Raw genomic sequence first — 20,339 nt, 5'->3', positions numbered from 1 at the left:
GGGTCAGCCGGCCATGTTGTCGGCCAGTTCCTCGCTGAGGTCCAGGTTCGACTCGGTGCCCGGGATGCCGAGGTCCTGGGCCCGCTTGTCGGCCATCGCCAGCAGGCGGCGGATCCGGCCGGCGACGGCGTCCTTGGTCAGCGGCGGGTCGGCGAGCGCGCCCAGCTCCTCCAGGGAGGCCTGCTTGTGCTCCATGCGCAGCCGGCCGGCCGCGGCGAGGTGCTCGGGGACCTCCTCGCCGAGGATCTCCAGCGCGCGCTGCACCCGGGCGCCGGCCGCCACCGCGGCCCGTGCCGAGCGGCGCAGGTTGGCGTCGTCGAAGTTGGCGAGGCGGTTGGCGGTGGCGCGCACCTCGCGCCGCATCCGCCGCTCCTCCCAGGCCAGCACCGACTCGTGGGCGCCGAGGCGGGTCAGCAGGGCGCCGATCGCGTCGCCGTCGCGGACCACGACCCGGTCCACGCCGCGCACCTCGCGCGCCTTGGCGGCGATGGAGAGCCTGCGGGCGGCGCCCACCAGGGCCAGGGCCGCCTCCGGGCCGGGGCAGGTGACCTCCAGGGAGGAGGAGCGGCCCGGTTCGGTGAGGGAGCCGTGGGCCAGGAAGGCACCGCGCCAGGCCGCCTCGGCGTCACAGGTGGCGCCGGAGACCACCTGCGGGGGAAGACCCCGGATGGGGCGGCCCCGGCCGTCCACGAGGCCCGTCTGGCGTGCCAGCTGGTCCCCGCCCGCCACGACGCGCACGACGAAGCGGCTGCCGCGGCGCAGTCCGCCCGGGGCCATGACCACCAGGTCCGAGGAGTGTCCGAAGATCTCCAGGATGTCCTTGCGCAGCCGCCGGGCGGCGATCCCGGTGTCCAGCTCCGCCTCGATGACGATGCGGCCGCTCACCAGGTGCAGGCCGCCCGCGAACCGAAGGATCGCCGAGACCTCCGCCTTCCTGCAGCAGGTCCGGGTGACGGGGAGGCGTGAGATCTCATCCTTCACCGCGGGCGTCATCGCCATGGGCCGATCCTTCCATGCATCCGAAAAATACGGTCGTACGCGGCGGCCAGCAGCTCCGGATCGTGCTTCGGAGAGCCGTCCTGCCTGGCCACGGGCGCCAGCTCGACCGCGGCACCGAACCGTTTCGCGGCATCGGCGAGGGACTCGCGGTCGGGCACGGCGGCCTCGTCGGCCAGCACCACGTCCAGGGCGAGTTTAGGGGCGTGTCGGGCCAAAACCTCCAAATGACGCTGCGGAGAGAAGCCCTCGGTTTCACCGGGCTGCGGCGCCAGGTTCAAAGACAGGACCCGCCGGGCCTTGGTCTGCACCAGCGCGTCCAGCAGTTCCGGCACCAGCAGGTGCGGGATCACGGAGGAGAACCAGGACCCCGGGCCCAGCACCACCCAGTCGGCGTCGAGCACGGCGGCGACGGCCTCCGGCACGGCCGGCGGGTCCGTCGGCACGACCTGTACGGAGAGCACCTCCCCGGGGGTGAGCGCGACCGTGGCCTGTCCCCGGACGGTGTCGACCTCGTCCGGGCGTGCCGGGTCGTGCCCCTTGACCAGGGCCTGGAGCTCCAGCGGCACCGCCGACATCGGCAGCACCCGGCCCTGCGCGCCCAGCAGCTTCCCCACCAGGTCGAGGGCCTGGACGGGGTCTCCGAGCTGCTCCCACAGGGCGACGATCAGCAGGTTGCCGACCGCGTGCCCGTGCAGGTCGCCCTCGGACTGGAAGCGGTGCTGGATGACCCGGGCCCAGGTCTGGCCCCAGTCGTCGTCGCCGCACAGCGCGGCCAGCGCCTTGCGCAGGTCGCCCGGCGGCAGCACGCTCAGCTCCTCCCGGAGCCGTCCGCTGGAGCCGCCGTCGTCGGCGACGGTGACCACGGCGGTGAGCTCACCGGTGATCCGGCGCAGCGCGGCGAGGGAGGCCGACAGGCCCATGCCGCCGCCGAGGGCGACGACCTTGGGCGCGGCCACCTTCGACGCCGCGCGGCGGCCGGCGCGGCCCGCGCCCTCCTCGCCCCGCCCGGGGGTGAGGCGGCGCAGGCGGCGCAGCCGCAGGGTCCGTCCGGTCACTCGCGCCCCATGTCCCGGTGGACGACGACGGTCTCGACTCCCTCGGAGGCGAGGCGGGCGGCGAGCTTCTCGGACATGGCCACGCTGCGGTGCTTGCCGCCGGTGCAGCCGACCGCGATGGTCACGTACCGCTTGCCCTCGCGGCGGTAGCCGGCGGCGATGAGCTGGAGCAGCTCGGTGTAGCGGTCGAGGAACTCCTTGGCGCCGGGCTGGCTGAAGACGTAGCCCGACACCTCCTCGTTGAGCCCGGTGAAGGGGCGCAGCTCGGGGACCCAGTGCGGGTTGGGGATGAAGCGGCAGTCGACGACGAGGTCGGCGTCGACGGGCAGGCCGTACTTGAAGCCGAAGGACATGACGGTGGCCCGCAGCTCGGGCTCCTCGTCGCCGGCGAACTGGGCGTCCATCTTGGCGCGCAGCTCGTGCACGTTCAGGCTGGAGGTGTCGATGACCAGGTCGGCGTCACCGCGCAGCTCGCGCAGCAGGTCGCGCTCGGCGGCGATGCCGTCGACGATGCGGCCGTCGCCCTGGAGGGGGTGCGGGCGGCGGACCGACTCGAAGCGGCGGACCAGCGCGTCGTCGGAGGACTCCAGGAAGACGATGCGCCGGGTGACCCCGCGGGCCTCCAGGTCGGAGAGGGACTCGCGCAGGGCGTCGAAGAACTGGCGGCCGCGGACGTCGACGACGACGGCGATCCGCGCCACGTTGCCCTGCGAGCGGGCGCCGAGCTCCACCATCGTGGGGATCAGGGCCGGCGGGAGGTTGTCGACGACGAACCAGCCGAGGTCCTCCAGACACTTGGCCGCCGTACTGCGGCCTGCTCCGGACATCCCGGAGATGATCACCAGCTCGGGGATGGCCGCCTCGGCGTTGTCGCCGGGCTCCACGGTCGTGCCCGTACTCACCTGTGCTCCGTCTCGGTCGTGCTCGGTCGTGTGCTCGGTCGTCTGCGCGGTCTGTGCGGTCTGTGCGGTCGCGTGCTCGGTCATGGCGCGGTCCCCCGTTCGGACGATGTCTCCGCAGGTGCGGAGGCCTCGTCCTCAATGATCTCTCCTGTCGCCGTGTTGACGGCAGGACCGGCGGGAACCGCCCCGGCGAGGGCGGCGGCCACGGTCTCCGCCGTCTTACGGCCTATGCCCGGGACCTCGCAGATCTGGTCGATTGTCGCCTGTCTCAGCTTCTTCACCGAACCGAAGTGCTTCAGCAGGGCCACCTTGCGGCTCTCGCCGAGCCCCGGGACCTCGTCCAGCGGGCCCGCCTTCAGCCGCTTTCCGCGCTTGTTGCGCTGGTACTGGATGGCGAACCGGTGGGCTTCGTCACGTACCCGCTGGAGCAGGTAGAGGCCCTCGCTGGTGCGGGGCAGCACGACGGGGTCGTCCTCGCCGGGCAGCCAGACCTCCTCCAGCCGCTTGGCCAGCCCGCACACCGCCACGTCGTCGATCCCGAGCTCCTCCAGGGCCCGCTTGGCGGCCGCCACCTGGGGCTGCCCGCCGTCGACGACGACGAGCTGCGGCGGGTACGCGAAGCGCTTGGGGCGTCCGTCGTCCTCGGGGGCCTCCCCGTCCTCCGCGTCCCACTCCCCCGTCCTGAGCTTCTCCTGGAGGTAGCGGCGGAAGCGCCGGGAGACGACCTCGTGCATGGACCGGACGTCGTCCTGCCCCTCGAAGCCCTTCACCTGGAACCTGCGGTACTCGCTCTTCCTGGCGAGCCCGTCCTCGAAGACGACCATCGACGCCACGACGTCTTCGCCCTGGAGGTGGGAGATGTCGAAGCACTCGATGCGCAGGGGCGCGCCGTCCAGCTCCAGGGCCTCTGCGATCTCCTCCAGGGCCCGGGAGCGGGTGGTGAGGTCGCTGGCGCGCTTGGTCTTGTGCAGGGCCAGGGACTGCTGGGCGTTGCGGTGGACGGTCTCCATCAGCGCCTTCTTGTCCCCGCGCTGCGGGATGCGCAGGCTGACGCCGGACCCGCGCCGGCCGGCGAGCCACTGGCTCAGGGCGGGCGCGTCCTCGGGCAGCGCCGGTACGAGCACCTCCTTGGGGACGGCCTCGCCCTTCTCCTCCCCGTACAGCTGCTGGAGGGCGTGCTCGACGAGCCCGGCGGTGTCCACGGCCTCGACCTTGTCGGTGACCCAGCCGCGCTGGCCGCGGACCCGGCCGCCGCGGACGTGGAAGATCTGCACGGCCGCCTCCAGCTCGTCCTCGGCGACCGCGATGAGGTCGGCGTCGGTGGCGTCGGCGAGCACGACGGCGTTCTTCTCCATCGCGCGGCGCAGGGCGCCTATGTCGTCGCGCAGCCGGGCGGCCTTCTCGTACTCCATCTCCTCGGCGGCCTCGTGCATCTGCTTCTCCAGCCGGGAGAGGTAGGTGCCGGTGCGGCCCGCCATGAAGTCGCAGAAGTCCTCGGCGAGTTCCCGGTGCTCCTCGGGGGTCACCCGGCCGACGCAGGGCGCGGAGCACTTGCCGATGTAGCCGAGCAGGCAGGGGCGGCCGATCTGCGCGGACCGCTTGAACACCCCGGCGGAGCAGGTGCGCACCGGAAAGACGCGCAGCATCAGGTCGACGGTCTCGCGGATCGCCCAGGCGTGCCCGTACGGGCCGAAGTAGCGCACGCCCTTCTTCTTGGGCCCGCGCATGACCTGGACGCGGGGGTACTCCTCGTTCATCGTCACGGCGAGGGAGGGGTAGCTCTTGTCGTCCCGGTACTTGACGTTGAACCGGGGGTCGAACTCCTTGATCCAGGAGTATTCGAGCTGGAGCGCCTCGACCTCGGTGGACACGACGGTCCACTCGACGGAAGCGGCCGTGGTGACCATGGTGGCGGTACGGGGGTGCAGGCCGGCGATGTCCTGGAAGTAGTTCGCCAGGCGCTGGCGCAGGCTCTTGGCCTTCCCGACGTAGATCACCCGGCGGTGGTCGTCGCGGAACTTGTAGACCCCCGGGGAGTCGGGGATCTGCCCGGGCTCGGGACGGTAACTGGAAGGGTCGGCCATGCCAACCACCCTACTGGCGGGGGCCGACAAACCCCCCGCACCACCTTGCAGCCCCGTCCAGCCGAATCCAGGCCCGCCGGCCTTTGAGGCGCCGGGGGCACCTCCCGGCGGTAGCCGGGGGAGGGTCCGGGGCGCAGCCCCGGGGAACGGGCGAAGGGCGGGTGGGGGACCAGCCCCGCAGGGCCGGCCACCCCACCCCGCCCCACCCCCGCCGCCCGGCCGGGGCAACGGCAGGGCGGAGGGGCCCGGGACTACGCCCCGGCTCGGGCCCGGCGCCGCCGCAGCAGGACGACCGCCCCGCCCGCGCCCAGCGCCAGCGCCCCGGCACCGCCGGCCGCCACGGCCACCGGCACCCCGTCGGACCCGGAGCCGGAGCCCACGGCGAAGCCCCCGGCCCGGCCCCCCTCGGCGTACGCGGACCCCGGCAGCTTGTCCCCGTACAGCCCCGTGACCCGGGCCCGGTATCCGGCCAGCGTCGTCCCCCGGTCCCCCACGGCCCGCGCCGCGTCCTCGTCCAGCGGCAGCACCCGGTCGCCCTGGGCCACGTACCAGGCGTCGATCTGCGGCTCGCGGAACACGGTCCCGCCGGGCAGTTTCTCCGCGCCCAGCCGGGCGTAGCGGAACTCGTCGTCGCCGGTGGCGATGTTCACCACCTGCCAGCCGGCCCCGGTCTTCGCGGTCCACAGGGCCGCCTTCTGCCCGTCCGAGGAGACGGCCTCGCTCGCCAGGAACTCCAGCCGTGCCACCGGCGCCCCGGCCTTCCCGGCGACGAAGTCCGGCGACAGGTGGCTCACCGGAGTCACCTCGCCCTCGACCCGGGGCTGCGCGGCGGCCGCCGACACCCGCCCCTCCCGGGCGAAGAACCGGGAGAGCGTCGCCAGGGTGTCGGGCGCGGTGGCGGCCTGGTGGGCGGCCGCCCTGTTCTCGGCGGTGGCGGTCTGGGGCTGCGGTACGGGAGCGGCGGCGGCCTGCCCGCCCGTGACCAGTACGACGGCGGCGGCCGTGAGGGCCGCGGCGGCATGGGCGCGGAGCGTCATGGCGGTCACGCCCCGATCCGGTAGAGGGAGTGGGTCCAGGAGAAGGTGCTGTTGTCCACGTACCAGGCGTGGGAGGCCCAGTTGTAGCGGTCGCTGGAGGGCCAGGGGTCGCCCCAGTAGACCCAGCTGTTGGCGGTGTCGTAGCCGTAGATGACGTGCATGTGGCCGCCGCCGTTGGACCACTGGATGCGGGTCTCGATCGGGCGGTCGGCGTTGATCTCGGTCTGCACGGTGGAGTACTGGAGCCAGCCGGTCACGTACCGGCCGGAGTTGATACCGGCCCAGTTGAGCGCCGTCTGCACGTTGCCCAGGGTGGCCTGGTTGTTGGGGCACTCGGTGCCCTGCTGGCGGTTGAAGGCGGCGTTGCAGAACTGGTTCTGGCTGTAGTTGCGGCCGAACCAGGTGGCGATGGTGTTGCCGCCGGCGGCCCAGCACCAGTTGTTCTTCTGCTGGGCCTGCATGGTGATGCCCAGCCGCTTGTAGGCCAGCGCGGCGCTCGGGGCGTCGGCGCCGGTATCGGCGGCGGTGGCGGTACCGGCGGCGGTGGCGGTACCGGCGCCGATGCCCACGGGCATCAGGACGAGGAGCAGGGCGGAGATCAGGGCGGCCAGGGACAGCCGCCCGCTTCTGTTGCGCATCGCGTTCCTCCCGAGGTGGGGACTCGGTGTGTGTGGGGGGGTGAGGAGCGCGTCCGGACGCTGTGGAGGAGCATCGGGGTGTTGTCGCGATCAGGTCAACACGCTTCAATACGCGGTGACATTGCAGTGTGAACGGTGGGGCTGCGGTGTGAACGGTTGCTGCCGTTCCACCAGGTCCCCCGGTACCACCGGCCCGGCCCCCCACCCGGCGCGTGTGAACGTTCACAGAGGAGTCGCCATGCGGCCCACCGGCGACCCGTCAGACACGCCGGGCGCGGCGGAGCTCGGCCCGCTGCTCCGCGCGGGCCCCTTCCACGCCGCCCTGCGCGCCGCCATCGCGGCCCGCGGCCTGCCCCTGCAACGCGTCCGGCACCGGCTCGCGGCGCGCGGCATCAAGCTCGGGGTGACCAGCCTCAGTTACTGGCAGCAGGGCGCCCGGCGGCCCCGCCACCCCGAGTCCCTGCGGGCGGTCTCCGCCCTGGAGGAGATCCTGGAACTGCCCGGCGGCTCCCTGCTGCGGCTGCTGGCCGACCCCCTACCCGCCGCCGGCCCGCCCCGCCCGGCCGCCCGCTCCTACCGGGCGCTGGTGAGCGTGGGCGCGGCGGTGGAGCGGCTGCTGGCCGGTATGGAGCTCCCGGCGGACGGCGGCCTGCACACGGTCGGCCACCACGAGCGGGTCCGCATCGGCCCGGGCGGTGAGCTGCTCACGCGGGAGTCGCAGCAGATCGTCCGGGCCCACCGCGACGGCGTGGACCGCTACCTCGCCGTGCACCACGGCGATCCGGGGTGCGACGCGACACGGGTGGAGGTGACGGCGTACGAGAACTGCCGCACGGGCCGCGTGCGCTGCCACCCGGAGGCCGGGGTGGTGGTGGCGGAGCTGCTCTTCGACGCGCGGCTGCGGCGCGGGGACACGTACGTCTTCGGCTACGGGATCGAGGACGGCACGGGCGGCCGCAGCACGGAGTACGTGCGCGGCTTCAGCTACGCGGGCGGGCAGTACATGCTCCAGGTCGCCTTCGACGAGGCGGCCCTCCCGGTACGCTGCCGCCGCTTCGCCCGCACGGGCCCCGAAGCCCCCCGCACCGCCCTCGGCGACCTCACCCCGAGCGGCCGCCACCGCGCGGTGCACCTGCTGGAACAGGGCGTCCGGCGCGGGATCCTGGGCATCACCTGGGACTGGGAATAGCCCGCACCGCGCGTTACGGGACAGCCCTTAGCCGGCGATCAGCTTGCCGTTCTCCACCTTGACCGGGACGGCCGGCAGCGGGTCGGTGGCCGGGCCGCGCAGGACCTTGCCGGTGGTGACGTCGAAGCGGCTGCCGTGGCAGGGGCAGTTGCCCTCGCCCTCGACGATCTTGTCCAGGACGCAGCCGGCGTGCGTGCACTGGGCGCTGAACGCCTTGTACCGGCCCTCCGCCTGGCAGCTGACGAGGACCTTGCGCTCGCGGAACAGCTTCGCGCCGCCGACGGGGACGTCGGCCGCGCCGCCCAGCTCGACCGGCTCCTTCGGGACGGCCGGGCTGCCGGCGCCGCTGTTGGTCTCGGTGGAGCACGCGGTGAGCGCCGTCCCCGCGCCCACGGCCCCGGCGAGCGCGGCGGCGCCCTTGAGGACGGTACGGCGGGCGGCGGACTGCTGCGCGGACATGCGGTTCTCCTGGCACGAGTGGCGGGCCCCGGGGGCGGGGTCAACCCGACGATACCGGCGTCCCATGGGATACCTTCCCCCGCGTGATCGTCGTCGGTGGAGAAGCCCTGATCGACCTCGTGCCCGTCGAGCGGCCGGCGGGCGCCCTGCTGCCCCGGCCCGGCGGCGGGCCCTACAACACCGCCCTGGCACTGGGCCGGCTCGGGGCGGAGGTCGCCTTCTGCTCCCGGGTGTCGGCCGACGGGTTCGGCGAGAGCCTGCTGGCCGGGCTGCGGGCCGCCGGGGTGGACCTCTCGCTGGTTCAGCGGGGGCCCGAGCCGACCACGCTGGCCGTGCCCTCGCTGGGCCCGGACGGCTCGGCCGTCTACGGCTTCTACGTCGAGGGGACCGCCGACCGGCTGTTCACCCTGCCGCCCGCGCTGCCCGCGGGGGTACGGGCCCTCGCGCTCGGCACCTGCTCGCTGGTGCTGGAGCCGGGCGCGTCCGCGTACGAGGCGCTGCTGCGCCGGGAGTCGCGGCGCGGGCTGCTGACCCTGCTGGACCCCAACGTCCGCCCGGCGCTGATCGCGGACCCGGTGGCGTACCGGGAGCGGTTCCTGGGGTGGCTGCCGTACGTATCGGTGCTCAAGCTCTCGGAGGAGGACGCGGCCTGGCTGGGCGGCCGGGTCGGCGACTGGCTGGCGGCCGGCCCGTCGGCGGTGGTGCTCACCCGGGGGGCGGCCGGCCTGACGGTGTGGACCTCGGACGGCGCGGAGCACAGCGCGGCGGCCCTCCCGGTCGCGGTGGCGGACACGATCGGCGCGGGCGACACCGTCAACGCGGCGCTGCTGCACCGGCTCGCCGGGGCCCCGGGCCCGGGCACCGCCGACTGGCCGGACGTACTGGCCTACGCGGCCCGCGCGGCCGCCCTGACCTGCACCCGGGCGGGCGCCGAGCCCCCGTACGCGGCGGAGCTGGAACTCAGCCGATAGCCGCCCACAGGGTCCGGGCGATCGCCGGGGCGAACTCCTCGACCGGCTGGACCACGTCCGCGCCGGAGAAGTGCAGGAAGAAGGCCCGCTGGAAGCAGGCCCCGAGCAGCAGCGCGGCGGCGGCCCGGGGGTCGGCGCCCTCGCGGAGCCGGCCGGCGGCGAGCTCGCGGCGCAGCCGGCCCTCCAGGGCGTCCAGCACCACGTGCGGGCCGGCACCGATCTCCCGGACCCCCTCGCGGTGGCGGCTGAGCAGGGCGGGCTCGGCGAAGAGCGAGGCGGCCATCGGCATGGCCTCGGCGTAGAAGAGCGAGGCGTGCCGGGCGATGTCGGCGAGCACCTGCTCTCCCCCGGTCTCCTCCGGGTCGGCGGTGAGGGCGGCCATCAGCGGACCGGCGTTCGGGGTGCGTTCCACCAGCACGCGCACGAACAGCTCTTCCTTGTTGGCGAAGTGCTTGTAGAGCGCGGCCTCCGAGCAGCCCGCCTCGCGGGCGATGGCCTTGGTGGTGGTGTTGGCGAGGCCGATGGTGCGCATGAGGCTTTCGGCGGCGTCCAGCAGGCGCTCGGGCGTGGGACGGCTTGACGTAGGGGTGGGCATTCACTCACCCTAGTGGACACAGGGGTGAGTGAACACTCACCCACCATCTTGGACGGGGTCCCACGATGAAGATCACGGTGTTCGGAGCGACGGGCGGCGTCGGCCGCGAGGTGGTCCTGCAGGCGCTGGAGGCGGGCCACGAGGTGACGGCGGTCGTCCGCGACCCGGCCCGGCTGGACGTGCCCCCGCACGACCGGCTGCGGGTGGCGGTGGTGGCGGACCTGACGGACGAGGAGGCGCTGCTGCCGGTCCTCGCGGGCCGGGAGGCGGTGGTCTCGGCGCTCGGCCCCGCGAACAACAAGCAGGCCAGGCTGACCCCGATCGCCGGGCCGGCGCTGCGGGCGATCGTGTCCGCGATGGACCGGGCCGGGGTGAGCCGGCTCTCCGCGGTCAGCGCGGCACCGCTGGCGCCCGACCTGCCGGAGGACGGGGCGCTGACGCGGATGGTGGTGTACCCCTTGCTGCGGCGGCTGCTGCGCGACCTGTACGCCGACCTGGCGGTCATGGAGGCGGCGATCGGCGCGAGCCGGACCGCGTGGACGGTGATCCGCCCGCCGCGGCTGCTGAACCGGCCGCGCACCGGGGCGTACCGGCGGGCGCTCGACGCCAATGTGCCGGGTGGGAAGGTGATCGCCCGCGGGGATGTCGCGGACGCGCTCCTGGGTGCGCTGGGCGACCCGTCGACGGCGGGACATGCCCTTGGCGTCGCCGCCTGAGGAACCCTTCTGACGCGCCGCTCGCACGGCTCGGTGCTTGGGCGCCTCCCCGGCTTCGCGCCGCTGCGCCGGACTCCGTCCGTCGGGGGTGGGGCGGGGCCGGCGCCCTTGGCCGCGGCAGTGGGTCTGCGGGTGCTGTGCCGCTGCACGGTGCTTGCCCCTCCCCACCCTTCAACCGTTCTCGCCCTCGATCGCCGGGCGCGGCCACAGACACGGCGCTACCGCGCCCGCGCCTCAAACGCCGGCGGGGCTGGGTTTCCCAGCCCCGCCGGCGTTTGAGGCGCGGGGGGTCCCCCAGCGGTAGCTGGGGGGGGAGCCCCCCGGGAGGGGCCGGTGCGGCGCCCCGGGGAACGGGCGAAGGGCGGGGGCGGGGGGGCAGCCCGCGCCGCGGGACCCCCACCCCCGAGCGGCAGCGCCTACGCCTTGCGGGCGCGGGCCGCAGCCTTCTTCGCCGGGGCCGCCGCCTTCTTGGCCGGAGCCGCCTTCTTGGCCGCCGCCCGCTTCCTCACCGGCGCCGTAGCCGGAGGCGTCGCGGCGTCGGAGATCCGTTCCGCCCCCAGGATGTCCCGCAGGAACTTGCCCGTGTGGCTCGCGCCCACCGACGCGACCTGCTCCGGGGTGCCCTCGGCCACCACCAGGCCGCCGCCGTAGCCGCCCTCGGGGCCCATGTCGACGACCCAGTCCGCGGTCTTGATGACGTCGAGGTTGTGCTCGATGACGATCACCGAGTTCCCCTTGTCCACCAGCCCGGACAGCACCTTGATCAGCTTCGAGATGTCCTCGAAGTGCAGACCCGTCGTCGGCTCGTCCAGTACGTACACCGTCCGGCCCGTCGACCGCTTCTGCAGCTCCGACGCCAGCTTCACACGCTGCGCCTCACCGCCCGACAGGGTCGGCGCGGACTGGCCGAGGCGGACGTAGCCGAGACCGACCTCGTTCAGCGTGCGCAGGTGCCGGGCGATGGTCGGCACGGCCTCGAAGAAGTCCAGCGCCTCCTCGATCGGCATGTTCAGGACTTCGGCGATGGACTTGCCCTTGTAGTGCACCTCCAGCGTCTCCCGGTTGTACCGGTCGCCGTGGCACACCTCGCACGGGACGTACACGTCCGGCAGGAAGTTCATCTCGATCTTGATGGTGCCGTCGCCGGAGCAGTTCTCGCACCGGCCGCCCTTGACGTTGAAGGAGAAGCGGCCCGGCAGGTAGCCGCGCACCTTCGCCTCCATCGTCTCCGCGAAGAGCTTGCGCACGTGGTCGAAGACGCCCGTGTACGTCGCCGGGTTCGACCGCGGGGTCCGGCCGATCGGCGACTGGTCGACGTGCACGACCTTGTCGACGAGGTCGTCGCCGTCCACCCGCGTGTGGCGGCCAGGCACCGACCGGGCGCCGTTCAGCTCGCGCGCCAGGTGCGTGTACAGGATGTCGTTGACCAGCGTCGACTTGCCGGAGCCGGAGACGCCGGTGACCGCCGTGAGCACGCCCAGCGGGAAGGACACGTCGATGTCCCGCAGGTTGTTCTCCTTGGCGCCGTGGACGGTGAGCCTGCGCTCGCCGTTCACGGGTCGGCGTACGTCCGGCACGGGGATCGACTTCTTGCCCGACAGGTACTGGCCGGTCATCGACTCGCCGTTCTCCAGCAGCTCCTTCAGCGAGCCGCTGTGCACCACCTTGCCGCCGTGCTCGCCGGCGCCGGGGCCGATGTCCACGACCCAGTCGGCCACCTTGATGGTGTCCTCGTCGTGCTCGACGACGATGAGCGTGTTGCCCATGTCCCGCAGCCGCACCAGCGTCTCGATCAGCCGGTGGTTGTCCCGCTGGTGCAGGCCGATGGACGGCTCGTCCAGTACGTAGAGCACGCCGACCAGGCCGGAGCCGATCTGCGTGGCCAGCCGGATGCGCTGGGCCTCGCCGCCCGACAGGGTGCCCGCGGCGCGGTTCAGGGAGAGGTAGTCCAGGCCCACGTCCACGAGGAAGCGGAGCCGTTCGTTGACCTCCTTGAGGACCCGCTCGGCGATCTTCTTGTCGCGGGCGTCGAGCTTCAGCTGCCCCAGGAAGTCGGCGCACTCGCTGATCGACATCGCGGCGACCTCGGCGATGGAGCGCTCCATCACCGTCACCGCGAGCACGATCGGCTTGAGCCGGGTGCCCTCGCACGTCGGGCAGGGCACCTCGCGCATGTAGCCCTCGAAGCGCTCGCGGCTGGCGTCGCTCTCGGACTCGGCGTGCCGGCGCTTGACGAACGGAACGGCGCCCTCGAAGGCCGTCGTGTACGCACGCTCGCGCCCGTACCGGTTGCGGTAGCGGACCTCGATCTGGGTCTTGTGGCCGTACAGCAGGGCCTTCTTCGCCCGCTGCGGCAGCCCGGCCCACGGAATGTCGGTCCGGAAGCCCAGCTCTCCGGCGAGGGCGCCGATCAGCCGCTGGAAGTAGTCCTTGGTGTGTCCGAGCGCCCACGGCGAGACCGCGCCCTCGTCCAGGGACTTGTCCTCGTCCGGGACGATCAGCTCCGGGTCGACCTCCATGCGCGTGCCGATGCCGGTGCACTCGGGGCAGGCGCCGAAGGGCGAGTTGAAGGAGAAGGAGCGCGGCTCCAGCTCCTCGAAGGAGAGGTCGTCGTAGGGGCAGTAAAGGTGCTCGGAGTACATCCGCTCGCGCTCGGGGTCGTCCTCGGCGAGGTCGACGAAGTCCAGGATCACCATGCCGCCGGAGAGGCCGAGCGCGGTCTCGACGGAGTCGGTGAGCCGGCGCTTGGCGCTGTCCTTGACGGTGAGGCGGTCGACGACCACCTCGATGGTGTGCTTCTCCTGCTTCTTCAGCGTGGGCGGCTCGGAGAGCTGGATGGTCTCCCCGTCCACCCGCGCCCGGCTGTAGCCCTTGGTCTGGAGGTCGGCGAAGAGGTCGACGAACTCGCCCTTGCGCTCGCGGACCAGCGGGGACAGCACCTGGAAGCGGCTGCCCTCGGGGAGCGCGAGGACCTTGTCGACGATCGCCTGCGGCGACTGCCGGGAGATCGGGCGGCGGCACTCGGGGCAGTGCGGCTTGCCGATGCGGGCGAAGAGCAGGCGCAGGTAGTCGTAGACCTCGGTGATCGTGCCGACGGTGGAGCGGGGATTGCGCGAGGTCGACTTCTGGTCGATCGAGACGGCCGGGGAGAGGCCCTCGATGAAGTCGACGTCGGGCTTGTCCATCTGCCCCAGGAACTGCCGGGCGTACGAGGACAGCGACTCGACGTAGCGGCGCTGCCCCTCGGCGAAGATCGTGTCGAAGGCCAGGGAGGACTTGCCCGAGCCGGAGAGGCCGGTGAAGACGATGAGCGAGTCGCGGGGCAGGTCGAGCGAGACGTTCTTCAGGTTGTGCTCGCGAGCGCCACGAACGATGAGACGGTCGGTCACGCCGGTCGCACCTTTCTTGAGAGAGCGGGGGCACGGGCCCCGACTGTCCAGGGTATGGGGGGCGCCTCTGCGATGGGATGGGGTCTGACTTCCGAGCGTATAGCACGCACATTCGATTTACGGCACTCCCGAGACCGCTTCACCCGATCGTGTGGCGGGGCCCCGCGAGCACTAGGCTCGGATCCATGACTGATCATGTGCACGACCTGGCCTCTGTACGTGAAGCCACGGAACGGCTGCTGACCGCGGTCGCGAAACTGGACAACGCCTCCCTCTCCGAGGAGTCACACCTCCCGGGATGGACCCGCGGCCACATCCTGGCCCACCTGGCGCGCAACGCCGACGCCCTCGTGAACGTCCTCGAGGGCCGCCCCATGTACGAGAGCGCCGCCGCCCGCGACGCGGACATCGAGCGCGACGCCGGGCGGCCCCTGGAAGAACACCTGACGGACCTCCGTGATTCCGGGGCCCGCTTCCTCGCCACCACCGAGCCCGCCCAGGACTGGCAGCGCACCGTCGAGCTGCGCAACGGCGTCACCGACCTGGCCGCCAACGTGCCCTTCCGCCGCCTCGTGGAGGTCGAGCTCCACCACGTCGACCTGAACGTCGGCTACGAGCTCTCCGACCTCCCGGAGGAGTTCACCGACCGGGAGATCGCCTTCCTCGCCGACCGCTGGTCCGGCCGCCCCGGCGTCCCGCCCGTCACCCTCACCGACCCCGACGGCGAGCACGTCGCCCGCACGGGCGGCACCGAGGGCGCCCCGGTGACCCTCAGCGGCCCCAAGGACGAGCTGCTCGGCTGGCTCGCCGGCCGCGGCCTCAAGGGCGCCCACCTCGCCGTCACGGCCGGCGACCACCTCCCCGAACTCCCCGCGCTCTAGGATTCCGACATGACGTACAGCGGAGCGGTCAAGGTCGGCGGTCCGGCCGACGTGCACGAACTCGCGGACCTGATGATTTCCAAGGTCGCGGTCGGTTCGATGAACAACAACGCGTACCTGCTGCGCTGCCGGGCCACCGGCGAGCAGCTGCTGATCGACGCGGCAGCCGAGGCGGACACCCTGCTGCACCTGATCGGCGACGACGGCATCGCGTCCGTCGTCACCACCCACCGGCACGGCGACCACTGGGGCGCGCTCCAGGAGGTCGTCGACGCCACCGGCGCGCGCACGTACGCGGGCGCCCACGACGCCGAGGGCATCCCCGTCCCCACGGACGTGCCGGTCCAGGACGGCGACACGATCACCGTCGGGCGGGTCTCCCTGACCGCGCGCCACCTGGTCGGGCACACCCCCGGCTCGATCGCGCTGGTCTACGACGACCCGCACGGGCACCCGCACGTGTTCACCGGCGACTGCCTCTTCCCGGGCGGCGTGGGCAACACGTCGGGCGACGCGAAGAACTTCGCCAGTCTCATCGACGACGTCCAGCACAAGCTCTTCGACCAGCTGCCGGACGAGACCTGGGTCTACCCGGGCCACGGGAACGACACCACGCTCGGCACCGAGCGCCCGCACCTCGCCGAGTGGCGCGAGCGCGGCTGGTAGCGACCGCGGTCAACTCCGCGGGGCCGTGCACTCCTTCCGGTCGACCTTGACCGAACGCATGTCCTGGGGGCGTGGGTTGGGGTAGTTGCTGCACCATGCAACAACATCCCTCCCCGTCCCCCGTTTCCTCCCCGTCCTCCCCGTCGATGCTGCGGCTGGCCGTCGCCTCCCTGGTCGGCACGGCCATCGAGTTCTACGACTTCTTCGTCTACGGCACGGCCGCCGCCCTGGTGCTGGGCCCGCTCTTCTTCCCTTCCTTCTCCCCGCTCGCCGGGACCCTCGCCGCCTTCGGCACGTTCGGTGTCGGCTTCCTCGCCCGCCCGCTCGGCTCGGCCCTCTTCGGCCACATCGGCGACCGCTACGGGCGCCGCCCCGTGCTGCTCGGCTCGCTGCTCCTGACCGGCCTCGCCACGGTGGCCGTCGGGTGCGTGCCCTCCTTCGCCACCATCGGCATCGCCGCGCCGGTCCTGCTGCTCCTGCTGCGCTTCCTCCAGGGGCTGGGCCTCGGCGGCGAATGGGGCGGGGCGGTCCTGCTGACCGCCGAGCACGCCCCGGAGCGGCGGCGCGGACTGTGGTCGAGCTTCCCGCAGATGGGCCCCGCGGTCGGCTTCCTGCTGGCCAACGGCCTGACACTGGGGCTGTCCGGGGCGCTGAGCGAAGCCGAGTTCGCGGCCTGGGGCTGGCGGGTGCCGTTCTGGGCGGCCGGGCTGCTGGCGCTGGCCGGACTGTGGCTGCGCCGGTCGGTCGAGGAGACCCCGGAGTTCCGCACCCTCGCCGAGGCCGGACGGCAGGCCGACGCCCCGCTCGCCGAGGTGGTGCGCGGCCACTGGCGGCTGCTGCTGCTGACCGGCGGGGCGATGGCGGTCGGGTACGCCGTCTTCTACACGGTCACCACCTGGTCCCTCGCGTACGCCACCGTCCGGCACGGGGTGGACCGCACCGTGATGCTGGCCATCGTCATGGCCGCGGTCCTGCTCAAGGGGCTGGTCACCCCCTTGCTGGCGGTGCTCGGCGACCGCTGGGGGCGGCGGCCGCTCTGCCTGGCCGGCAGCGCGGCCTGCGCGCTGTGGATGTTCCCGTTCGTCGCCCTGCTGGACACGGCTGATCCGCTGCTGATGACGGTGGGCTGCGTCGGCGCGCTGCTGGCGATGGTGCTGATGTTCGCCGTGGTCGGCGCCTACCTGCCCGAGCTGTACGCCCCGCGCCTGCGCTGCACGGGCGCGGCCGTCGGCTACAACCTGGGCGGCGTGCTGGGCGGTGCGCTGACCCCGATCGTGGCGACGGCCCTGGCGGACGGCGCGGGCCCGCCGTGGGGCGTCGCGGTGTACCTGACGGGTGTCTCGCTGGTCAGCCTGGGCTGCTTCGCCCTGCTCCCGGAAACCCGGCCGGCCCTGGCCCGGGCGGTGCGGAGCGAGCCCGCGGTGGCGTGAGGCGGGTGCGCCACGGGAACGCGGACGGGCCCGGGAGCAGCTGCTCCCGGGCCCGTCCGCGTGCGGTCCGCCGGTCAGGCGTCGACGCTCTTGGCCTCCGCGGCGCCGGCTTCGGCCGCCGCCTGCTTCTTCGAGGCGATCAGGCTGGTGATGGTGGTGATGACCAGGACACCGCAGATGACGCCCAGGGAGACCGGGATGGAGATCTGCGGGACGTGCACCCCGGACTCGTGCAGGGCGTGCAGCACCAGCTTGACGCCGATGAAGCCGAGGATCACCGACAGGCCGTAGCTGAGGTGGACCAGCTTCTTGAGCAGGCCGCCGATCAGGAAGTACAGCTGGCGCAGACCCATGAGGGCGAAGGCGTTGGCGGTGAAGACGATGTACGGGTCCTGGGTGAGGCCGAAGATCGCGGGGATCGAGTCCAGGGCGAAGAGCACGTCGGTGGTGCCGATGGCGAGCATCACGACCATCAGCGGGGTCAGGACGCGCTTGCCGTTGTTCTGGATGAAGAGCTTGGTGCCGTGGTAGCGGTCGGCGACGCCGAACTTCTTCTCGATCGACTTCAGGAGGCGGTTCTCCTCGAACTCGTCCTCGTCCTCGTCCTTGCGGGCCTCCTGGATCAGCTTCCACGCGGTGTAGATCAGGAAGGCGCCGAAGATGTAGAAGACCCACGAGAAGGTGGTGATGATCGCGGCGCCGGCCGCGATGAAGATCGCGCGCAGTACGAGGGCGATCAGTACGCCCACCAGCAGGACGCGCTGCTGGAGGTGGGAGGGTACGGAGAACTTCGCCATGATCAGGACGAAGACGAAGAGGTTGTCCACGCTCAGGGACTTCTCGGTGATGAAACCGGCGAAGAACTCCTGGGAGGCCTGGCCGTTGCCGAAGAACAGCAGGCCGAGGCCGAAGAGGGCGGCGAGCACGATCCAGACGACGGTCCAGATGCCCGCTTCCTTGATCGAAACGTCGTGCGGTTTGCGGCCGATGAGGAAATCGGCGCCGATGAGGATGCACAGACCGGCAATGGTCAGCACCCACAGGGTCAACGAAACGTCCACGGTAATTCACGCCTCCGGCAGATGGCTCAGCACATGGTCAGCGTCATCGCTGCCGGAGGTCTCTTCCACCCGGCGGCCGGAAGGCCGCGGGCCGGCGCCCCGGGACCCACTGCGAGATCACCACAGTGGTCCGTATTGACGGGCACGCCGCGCAGGAAATAGCAGGAATACTCCCCTCCGCGGGTCCCAGGGTACCCGCGAAAGAGGTAAAAGGTAAAGGGCTCACCAAGAAGGGGTCACCCGTCGGTCATGGACCGCTCACGGGCGGGCCGTGCGCCGCGCCTCCCTCACCCGGTCCAGAGCCCTTTCGAGCACCGAGCTGCCCTGCGGGGGCAGGTCCGGCTCGAAGGTCCAGGCGTGCTGGACCCAGGGGTCTGCGAGGTGGCCGTCCGGCACCGGGGACAGCCGCATCAGCGAGCGCCACAGCGGATCCAGCAGCGGCCCGTACGCGGACGCCTCGTCCCGGTCCGCGACCATCAGCAGGTGCACCCCGACCGCCGGGCCCTCGTCGGCCAGGTAGCGCAGCTGGGTGACCGCCCGGTCGTCGAAGCCGTGCGGGAAGTCGTGCACGACCAGCAGCTGCTCGGCCCGGTCCACGTCCGGCGGCAGCTCCTCGGGGGCACCGGCCCGCAGCGCCATCTGTACGAGGTCCACGCGCCGCGTCAGCTGCGCCAGGGTCCGGCTCACCCCCTCGGCGCCGGCGGCCGGCGGCGCCGCGAGCACCCCGGCCCGCACCAGCGGGGCCAGGGAGGCGGCGCCCGCCCCGGCGGCGTCGATGACGTGGACGGAGAACCGGTCGGCGGGGTGCACCGCGAGCAGCCGTACGACGTGCGCGACGGCCATGTCCACGGCGGCGCGGCGCAGCCGGTCGGTGTCCATGGCCATGGCGGCCTCGGAGCCGGTACGGCCGTTGTCGATCCACAGGCCGCGCTCCAGCGGGACCCGCATCAGCATCGGGATCCGCAGGCCCGGCATCTCGGGCAGGCTCAGGTTGCCCAGGCGCAGCGCGAGCGGGGCCTCCTCGGGCACACCGCCGCCGTGCCAGACGGGGTTGTCCCAGCGGGCGTACGCGGCCGGCAGCGCGGGCTCGACCACCTCCGACTCGGCGACCAGCTGGGCGAGGTCCCGGTCGAGGACGGCCCTGGCCTGCGCGACCAGCTCCTCCCGGCGGGCCCGGGCGGTTTCGCGGGCGGCGTCCCCGGCGCCGCCGATGCGGTGGCGCGGGTCGGACAGGACCTCGTCCAGTTCGCGGTCCTGCCGCGAGTCGGCGAAGTCGACGGCGCTGCGGTAGGCGGCGACGGTGCGGGCCAGGTCCTCGAACATGCCCCAGACCTGGTTGTAGAGCCGCTCGTCCATGGACCAGCCGCTGGCGTCGCCGGCGACCGGGGCGGGGGGCCGGCCCGGCTCGGCGGCGGGCGCGGTCCGGGGGCCGGGCTCGGGTGCTTCGGCGCTGGTGCGGCGGCGGCGCGGGTGCGCGTAGTCGATGGTGGGCGGGCCCGACAGCACCGCGGTGTCCCCCGGGGCGGAGGGCGCGGGGCCGGGGGTCCCGGGGTAGGGCACCCCGGAGACGGGGACCGGATCCGGCGCTTCGGGGGCCGGATCGGGGGCCGCCCGCCGGTCGGGGCGCGGGGCGCCCTGGGCCTGCGGGGGCAGGGAGGCGAGGGTGCGGTCGCCCCCGGCGGCGGTCGCGGACCCGCGCAGGGCGGCCGCGGCCAGCTCGGCGGCCTCCGGCGCGGGCAGGCCGCCGTCGGTGAGCAGGGCGCCGAGGCCCTCGGCGTACCCCTGGCCGACGGCCCGGACCTTCCAGGCGCCCTGGCGCCGGTAGAGCTCCAGGGCCACGACGGCGGTCTCGCCGTCCAGCCCGGTGAGGGTGAAGCCGGCGAACTCGGGCCCGTCCGGCGGGGCCACCGCCGCGTGCGGAGCGGGCACGGAGCCGAAGCTCAGCGGCCCGCCGGGCGGCAGCACGAGGAGCAGGCCGATCCGGTGGACCTCCGCGGCGACGGCTTCGAGGTCGACGGCCAGCGTATGCCGGTCGGCGACCTCCTGCGGCAGCCGGAGCCAGGAGGGGACCGGGGCGCCCGGCCGGGCCAGCGCCCCGGGGCCCGCGAAGCGGCCCGCTTCGTCGGCCAGGGACGCCAGGGCGAGCACGGGCGTGCCCGCCGAGACCCTGACCTCGACCCTGTCGTGGGGCACGGGGTGGTTCTGCCCCCGGACCAGTTCGGCCGTCATCGTGCAGCCCCTCCCCCGTGCCTTCTTCCCTTGTCGGT

At 73.1% G+C, this 20,339-nt stretch carries 17 protein-coding genes; 6 read left to right on the top strand and 11 right to left on the bottom strand.

What is annotated here, in order from left to right:
- Positions 1-3 precede the first annotated feature (3 nt).
- The 6 genes from whiA to ACZ7IF_RS08670 all read right to left on the bottom strand — a co-directional run bounded on the left by whiA (position 4) and on the right by ACZ7IF_RS08670 (position 6,715).
- On the bottom strand, positions 4-999 hold the full coding sequence (gene whiA, locus ACZ7IF_RS08695; protein WP_030237199.1) for a DNA-binding protein WhiA: 996 nt from the start codon (positions 997-999) through the stop codon (positions 4-6).
- Positions 990-2,054, bottom strand: a complete 1,065-nt coding sequence (locus ACZ7IF_RS08690; RefSeq protein WP_469113072.1) for a gluconeogenesis factor YvcK family protein — start codon at positions 2,052-2,054, stop codon at positions 990-992. The genes whiA and ACZ7IF_RS08690 overlap by 10 nt, the downstream gene beginning before the upstream one ends.
- Positions 2,051-3,040, bottom strand: coding sequence for an RNase adapter RapZ (rapZ, locus tag ACZ7IF_RS08685; RefSeq protein WP_470965210.1), 990 nt, complete (start codon positions 3,038-3,040; stop codon positions 2,051-2,053). The genes ACZ7IF_RS08690 and rapZ overlap by 4 nt, the downstream gene beginning before the upstream one ends.
- A complete protein-coding gene (uvrC, locus tag ACZ7IF_RS08680; RefSeq protein ID WP_470965208.1) occupies positions 3,037-5,040 on the bottom strand; it encodes an excinuclease ABC subunit UvrC in 2,004 nt (667 codons plus the stop codon). Before uvrC ends, rapZ begins: the two co-directional genes overlap by 4 nt.
- A 251-nt stretch (positions 5,041-5,291) precedes the next feature.
- Positions 5,292-6,086, bottom strand: coding sequence for a hypothetical protein (locus ACZ7IF_RS08675; protein ID WP_470965205.1), 795 nt, complete (start codon positions 6,084-6,086; stop codon positions 5,292-5,294).
- Positions 6,083-6,715, bottom strand: coding sequence for a papain-like cysteine protease family protein (locus ACZ7IF_RS08670; protein WP_470965203.1), 633 nt, complete (start codon positions 6,713-6,715; stop codon positions 6,083-6,085). The genes ACZ7IF_RS08675 and ACZ7IF_RS08670 overlap by 4 nt, the downstream gene beginning before the upstream one ends.
- 238 nt (positions 6,716-6,953) lie before the next feature.
- On the opposite strand from ACZ7IF_RS08670, the gene ACZ7IF_RS08665 reads away from it, so the two are divergent.
- Positions 6,954-7,904 carry a hypothetical protein gene (locus ACZ7IF_RS08665; protein ID WP_470965201.1) on the top strand — a complete coding sequence of 317 codons (951 nt, stop codon included), beginning with the start codon at positions 6,954-6,956 and terminating at the stop codon, positions 7,902-7,904.
- Between the two features lie 27 nt (positions 7,905-7,931).
- Here ACZ7IF_RS08665 and ACZ7IF_RS08660 read toward each other — a convergent pair whose 3' ends face one another.
- Positions 7,932-8,363, bottom strand: coding sequence for a Rieske (2Fe-2S) protein (locus tag ACZ7IF_RS08660; RefSeq protein WP_470965199.1), 432 nt, complete (start codon positions 8,361-8,363; stop codon positions 7,932-7,934).
- Positions 8,364-8,446: 83 nt separating this feature from the next.
- On the opposite strand from ACZ7IF_RS08660, the gene ACZ7IF_RS08655 reads away from it, so the two are divergent.
- Entirely contained in the window at positions 8,447-9,334 is an 888-nt protein-coding gene (locus ACZ7IF_RS08655; RefSeq protein WP_470965196.1) for a carbohydrate kinase family protein, read from the top strand.
- On the opposite strand, the gene ACZ7IF_RS08650 is transcribed toward ACZ7IF_RS08655, so the two are convergent.
- Complete coding sequence (locus ACZ7IF_RS08650; RefSeq protein ID WP_470965194.1) at positions 9,324-9,929, bottom strand: TetR/AcrR family transcriptional regulator; 606 nt, start codon at positions 9,927-9,929, stop codon at positions 9,324-9,326. The two genes, ACZ7IF_RS08655 and ACZ7IF_RS08650, sit on opposite strands and share 11 nt — an antisense overlap.
- Before the next feature lie 65 nt (positions 9,930-9,994).
- Here ACZ7IF_RS08650 and ACZ7IF_RS08645 point away from each other — a divergent pair, with 65 nt between their 5' ends.
- Positions 9,995-10,645 carry an NAD(P)-dependent oxidoreductase gene (locus ACZ7IF_RS08645; protein ID WP_470965191.1) on the top strand — a complete coding sequence of 217 codons (651 nt, stop codon included), beginning with the start codon at positions 9,995-9,997 and terminating at the stop codon, positions 10,643-10,645.
- Positions 10,646-11,061: 416 nt separating this feature from the next.
- On the opposite strand, the gene uvrA is transcribed toward ACZ7IF_RS08645, so the two are convergent.
- Positions 11,062-14,034 carry an excinuclease ABC subunit UvrA gene (gene uvrA / locus ACZ7IF_RS08640; RefSeq protein WP_470965189.1) on the bottom strand — a complete coding sequence of 991 codons (2,973 nt, stop codon included), beginning with the start codon at positions 14,032-14,034 and terminating at the stop codon, positions 11,062-11,064.
- A 185-nt stretch (positions 14,035-14,219) separates the two neighbouring features.
- Between uvrA and ACZ7IF_RS08635 the strand changes: the two genes are divergently transcribed.
- The 3 genes from ACZ7IF_RS08635 to ACZ7IF_RS08625 all read left to right on the top strand — a co-directional run bounded on the left by ACZ7IF_RS08635 (position 14,220) and on the right by ACZ7IF_RS08625 (position 17,011).
- Positions 14,220-14,915 (top strand): maleylpyruvate isomerase family mycothiol-dependent enzyme, encoded by a 696-nt coding sequence (locus tag ACZ7IF_RS08635; protein WP_470965186.1) that lies wholly within the window; start codon positions 14,220-14,222, stop codon positions 14,913-14,915.
- Between the two features lie 9 nt (positions 14,916-14,924).
- On the top strand, positions 14,925-15,581 hold the full coding sequence (locus ACZ7IF_RS08630) for an MBL fold metallo-hydrolase (protein WP_470965184.1): 657 nt from the start codon (positions 14,925-14,927) through the stop codon (positions 15,579-15,581).
- A gap of 95 nt (positions 15,582-15,676) precedes the next feature.
- Entirely contained in the window at positions 15,677-17,011 is a 1,335-nt protein-coding gene (locus ACZ7IF_RS08625) for an MFS transporter (RefSeq protein ID WP_470965181.1), read from the top strand.
- A gap of 74 nt (positions 17,012-17,085) precedes the next feature.
- Here ACZ7IF_RS08625 and ACZ7IF_RS08620 read toward each other — a convergent pair whose 3' ends face one another.
- Positions 17,086-18,072 carry a TerC/Alx family metal homeostasis membrane protein gene (locus ACZ7IF_RS08620; RefSeq protein ID WP_470965179.1) on the bottom strand — a complete coding sequence of 329 codons (987 nt, stop codon included), beginning with the start codon at positions 18,070-18,072 and terminating at the stop codon, positions 17,086-17,088.
- 258 nt (positions 18,073-18,330) lie between these two features.
- Positions 18,331-20,301, bottom strand: a complete 1,971-nt coding sequence (locus ACZ7IF_RS08615) for a TerD family protein (protein ID WP_470965177.1) — start codon at positions 20,299-20,301, stop codon at positions 18,331-18,333.
- Between the last annotated feature and the right edge of the window lie 38 nt (positions 20,302-20,339).

Source organism: Streptomyces sp. NPDC037421 (assembly GCF_055602105.1).
Note: the sequence above shows the minus strand (reverse complement) of the source record. Positions and strands in the feature narration are given on the sequence as shown.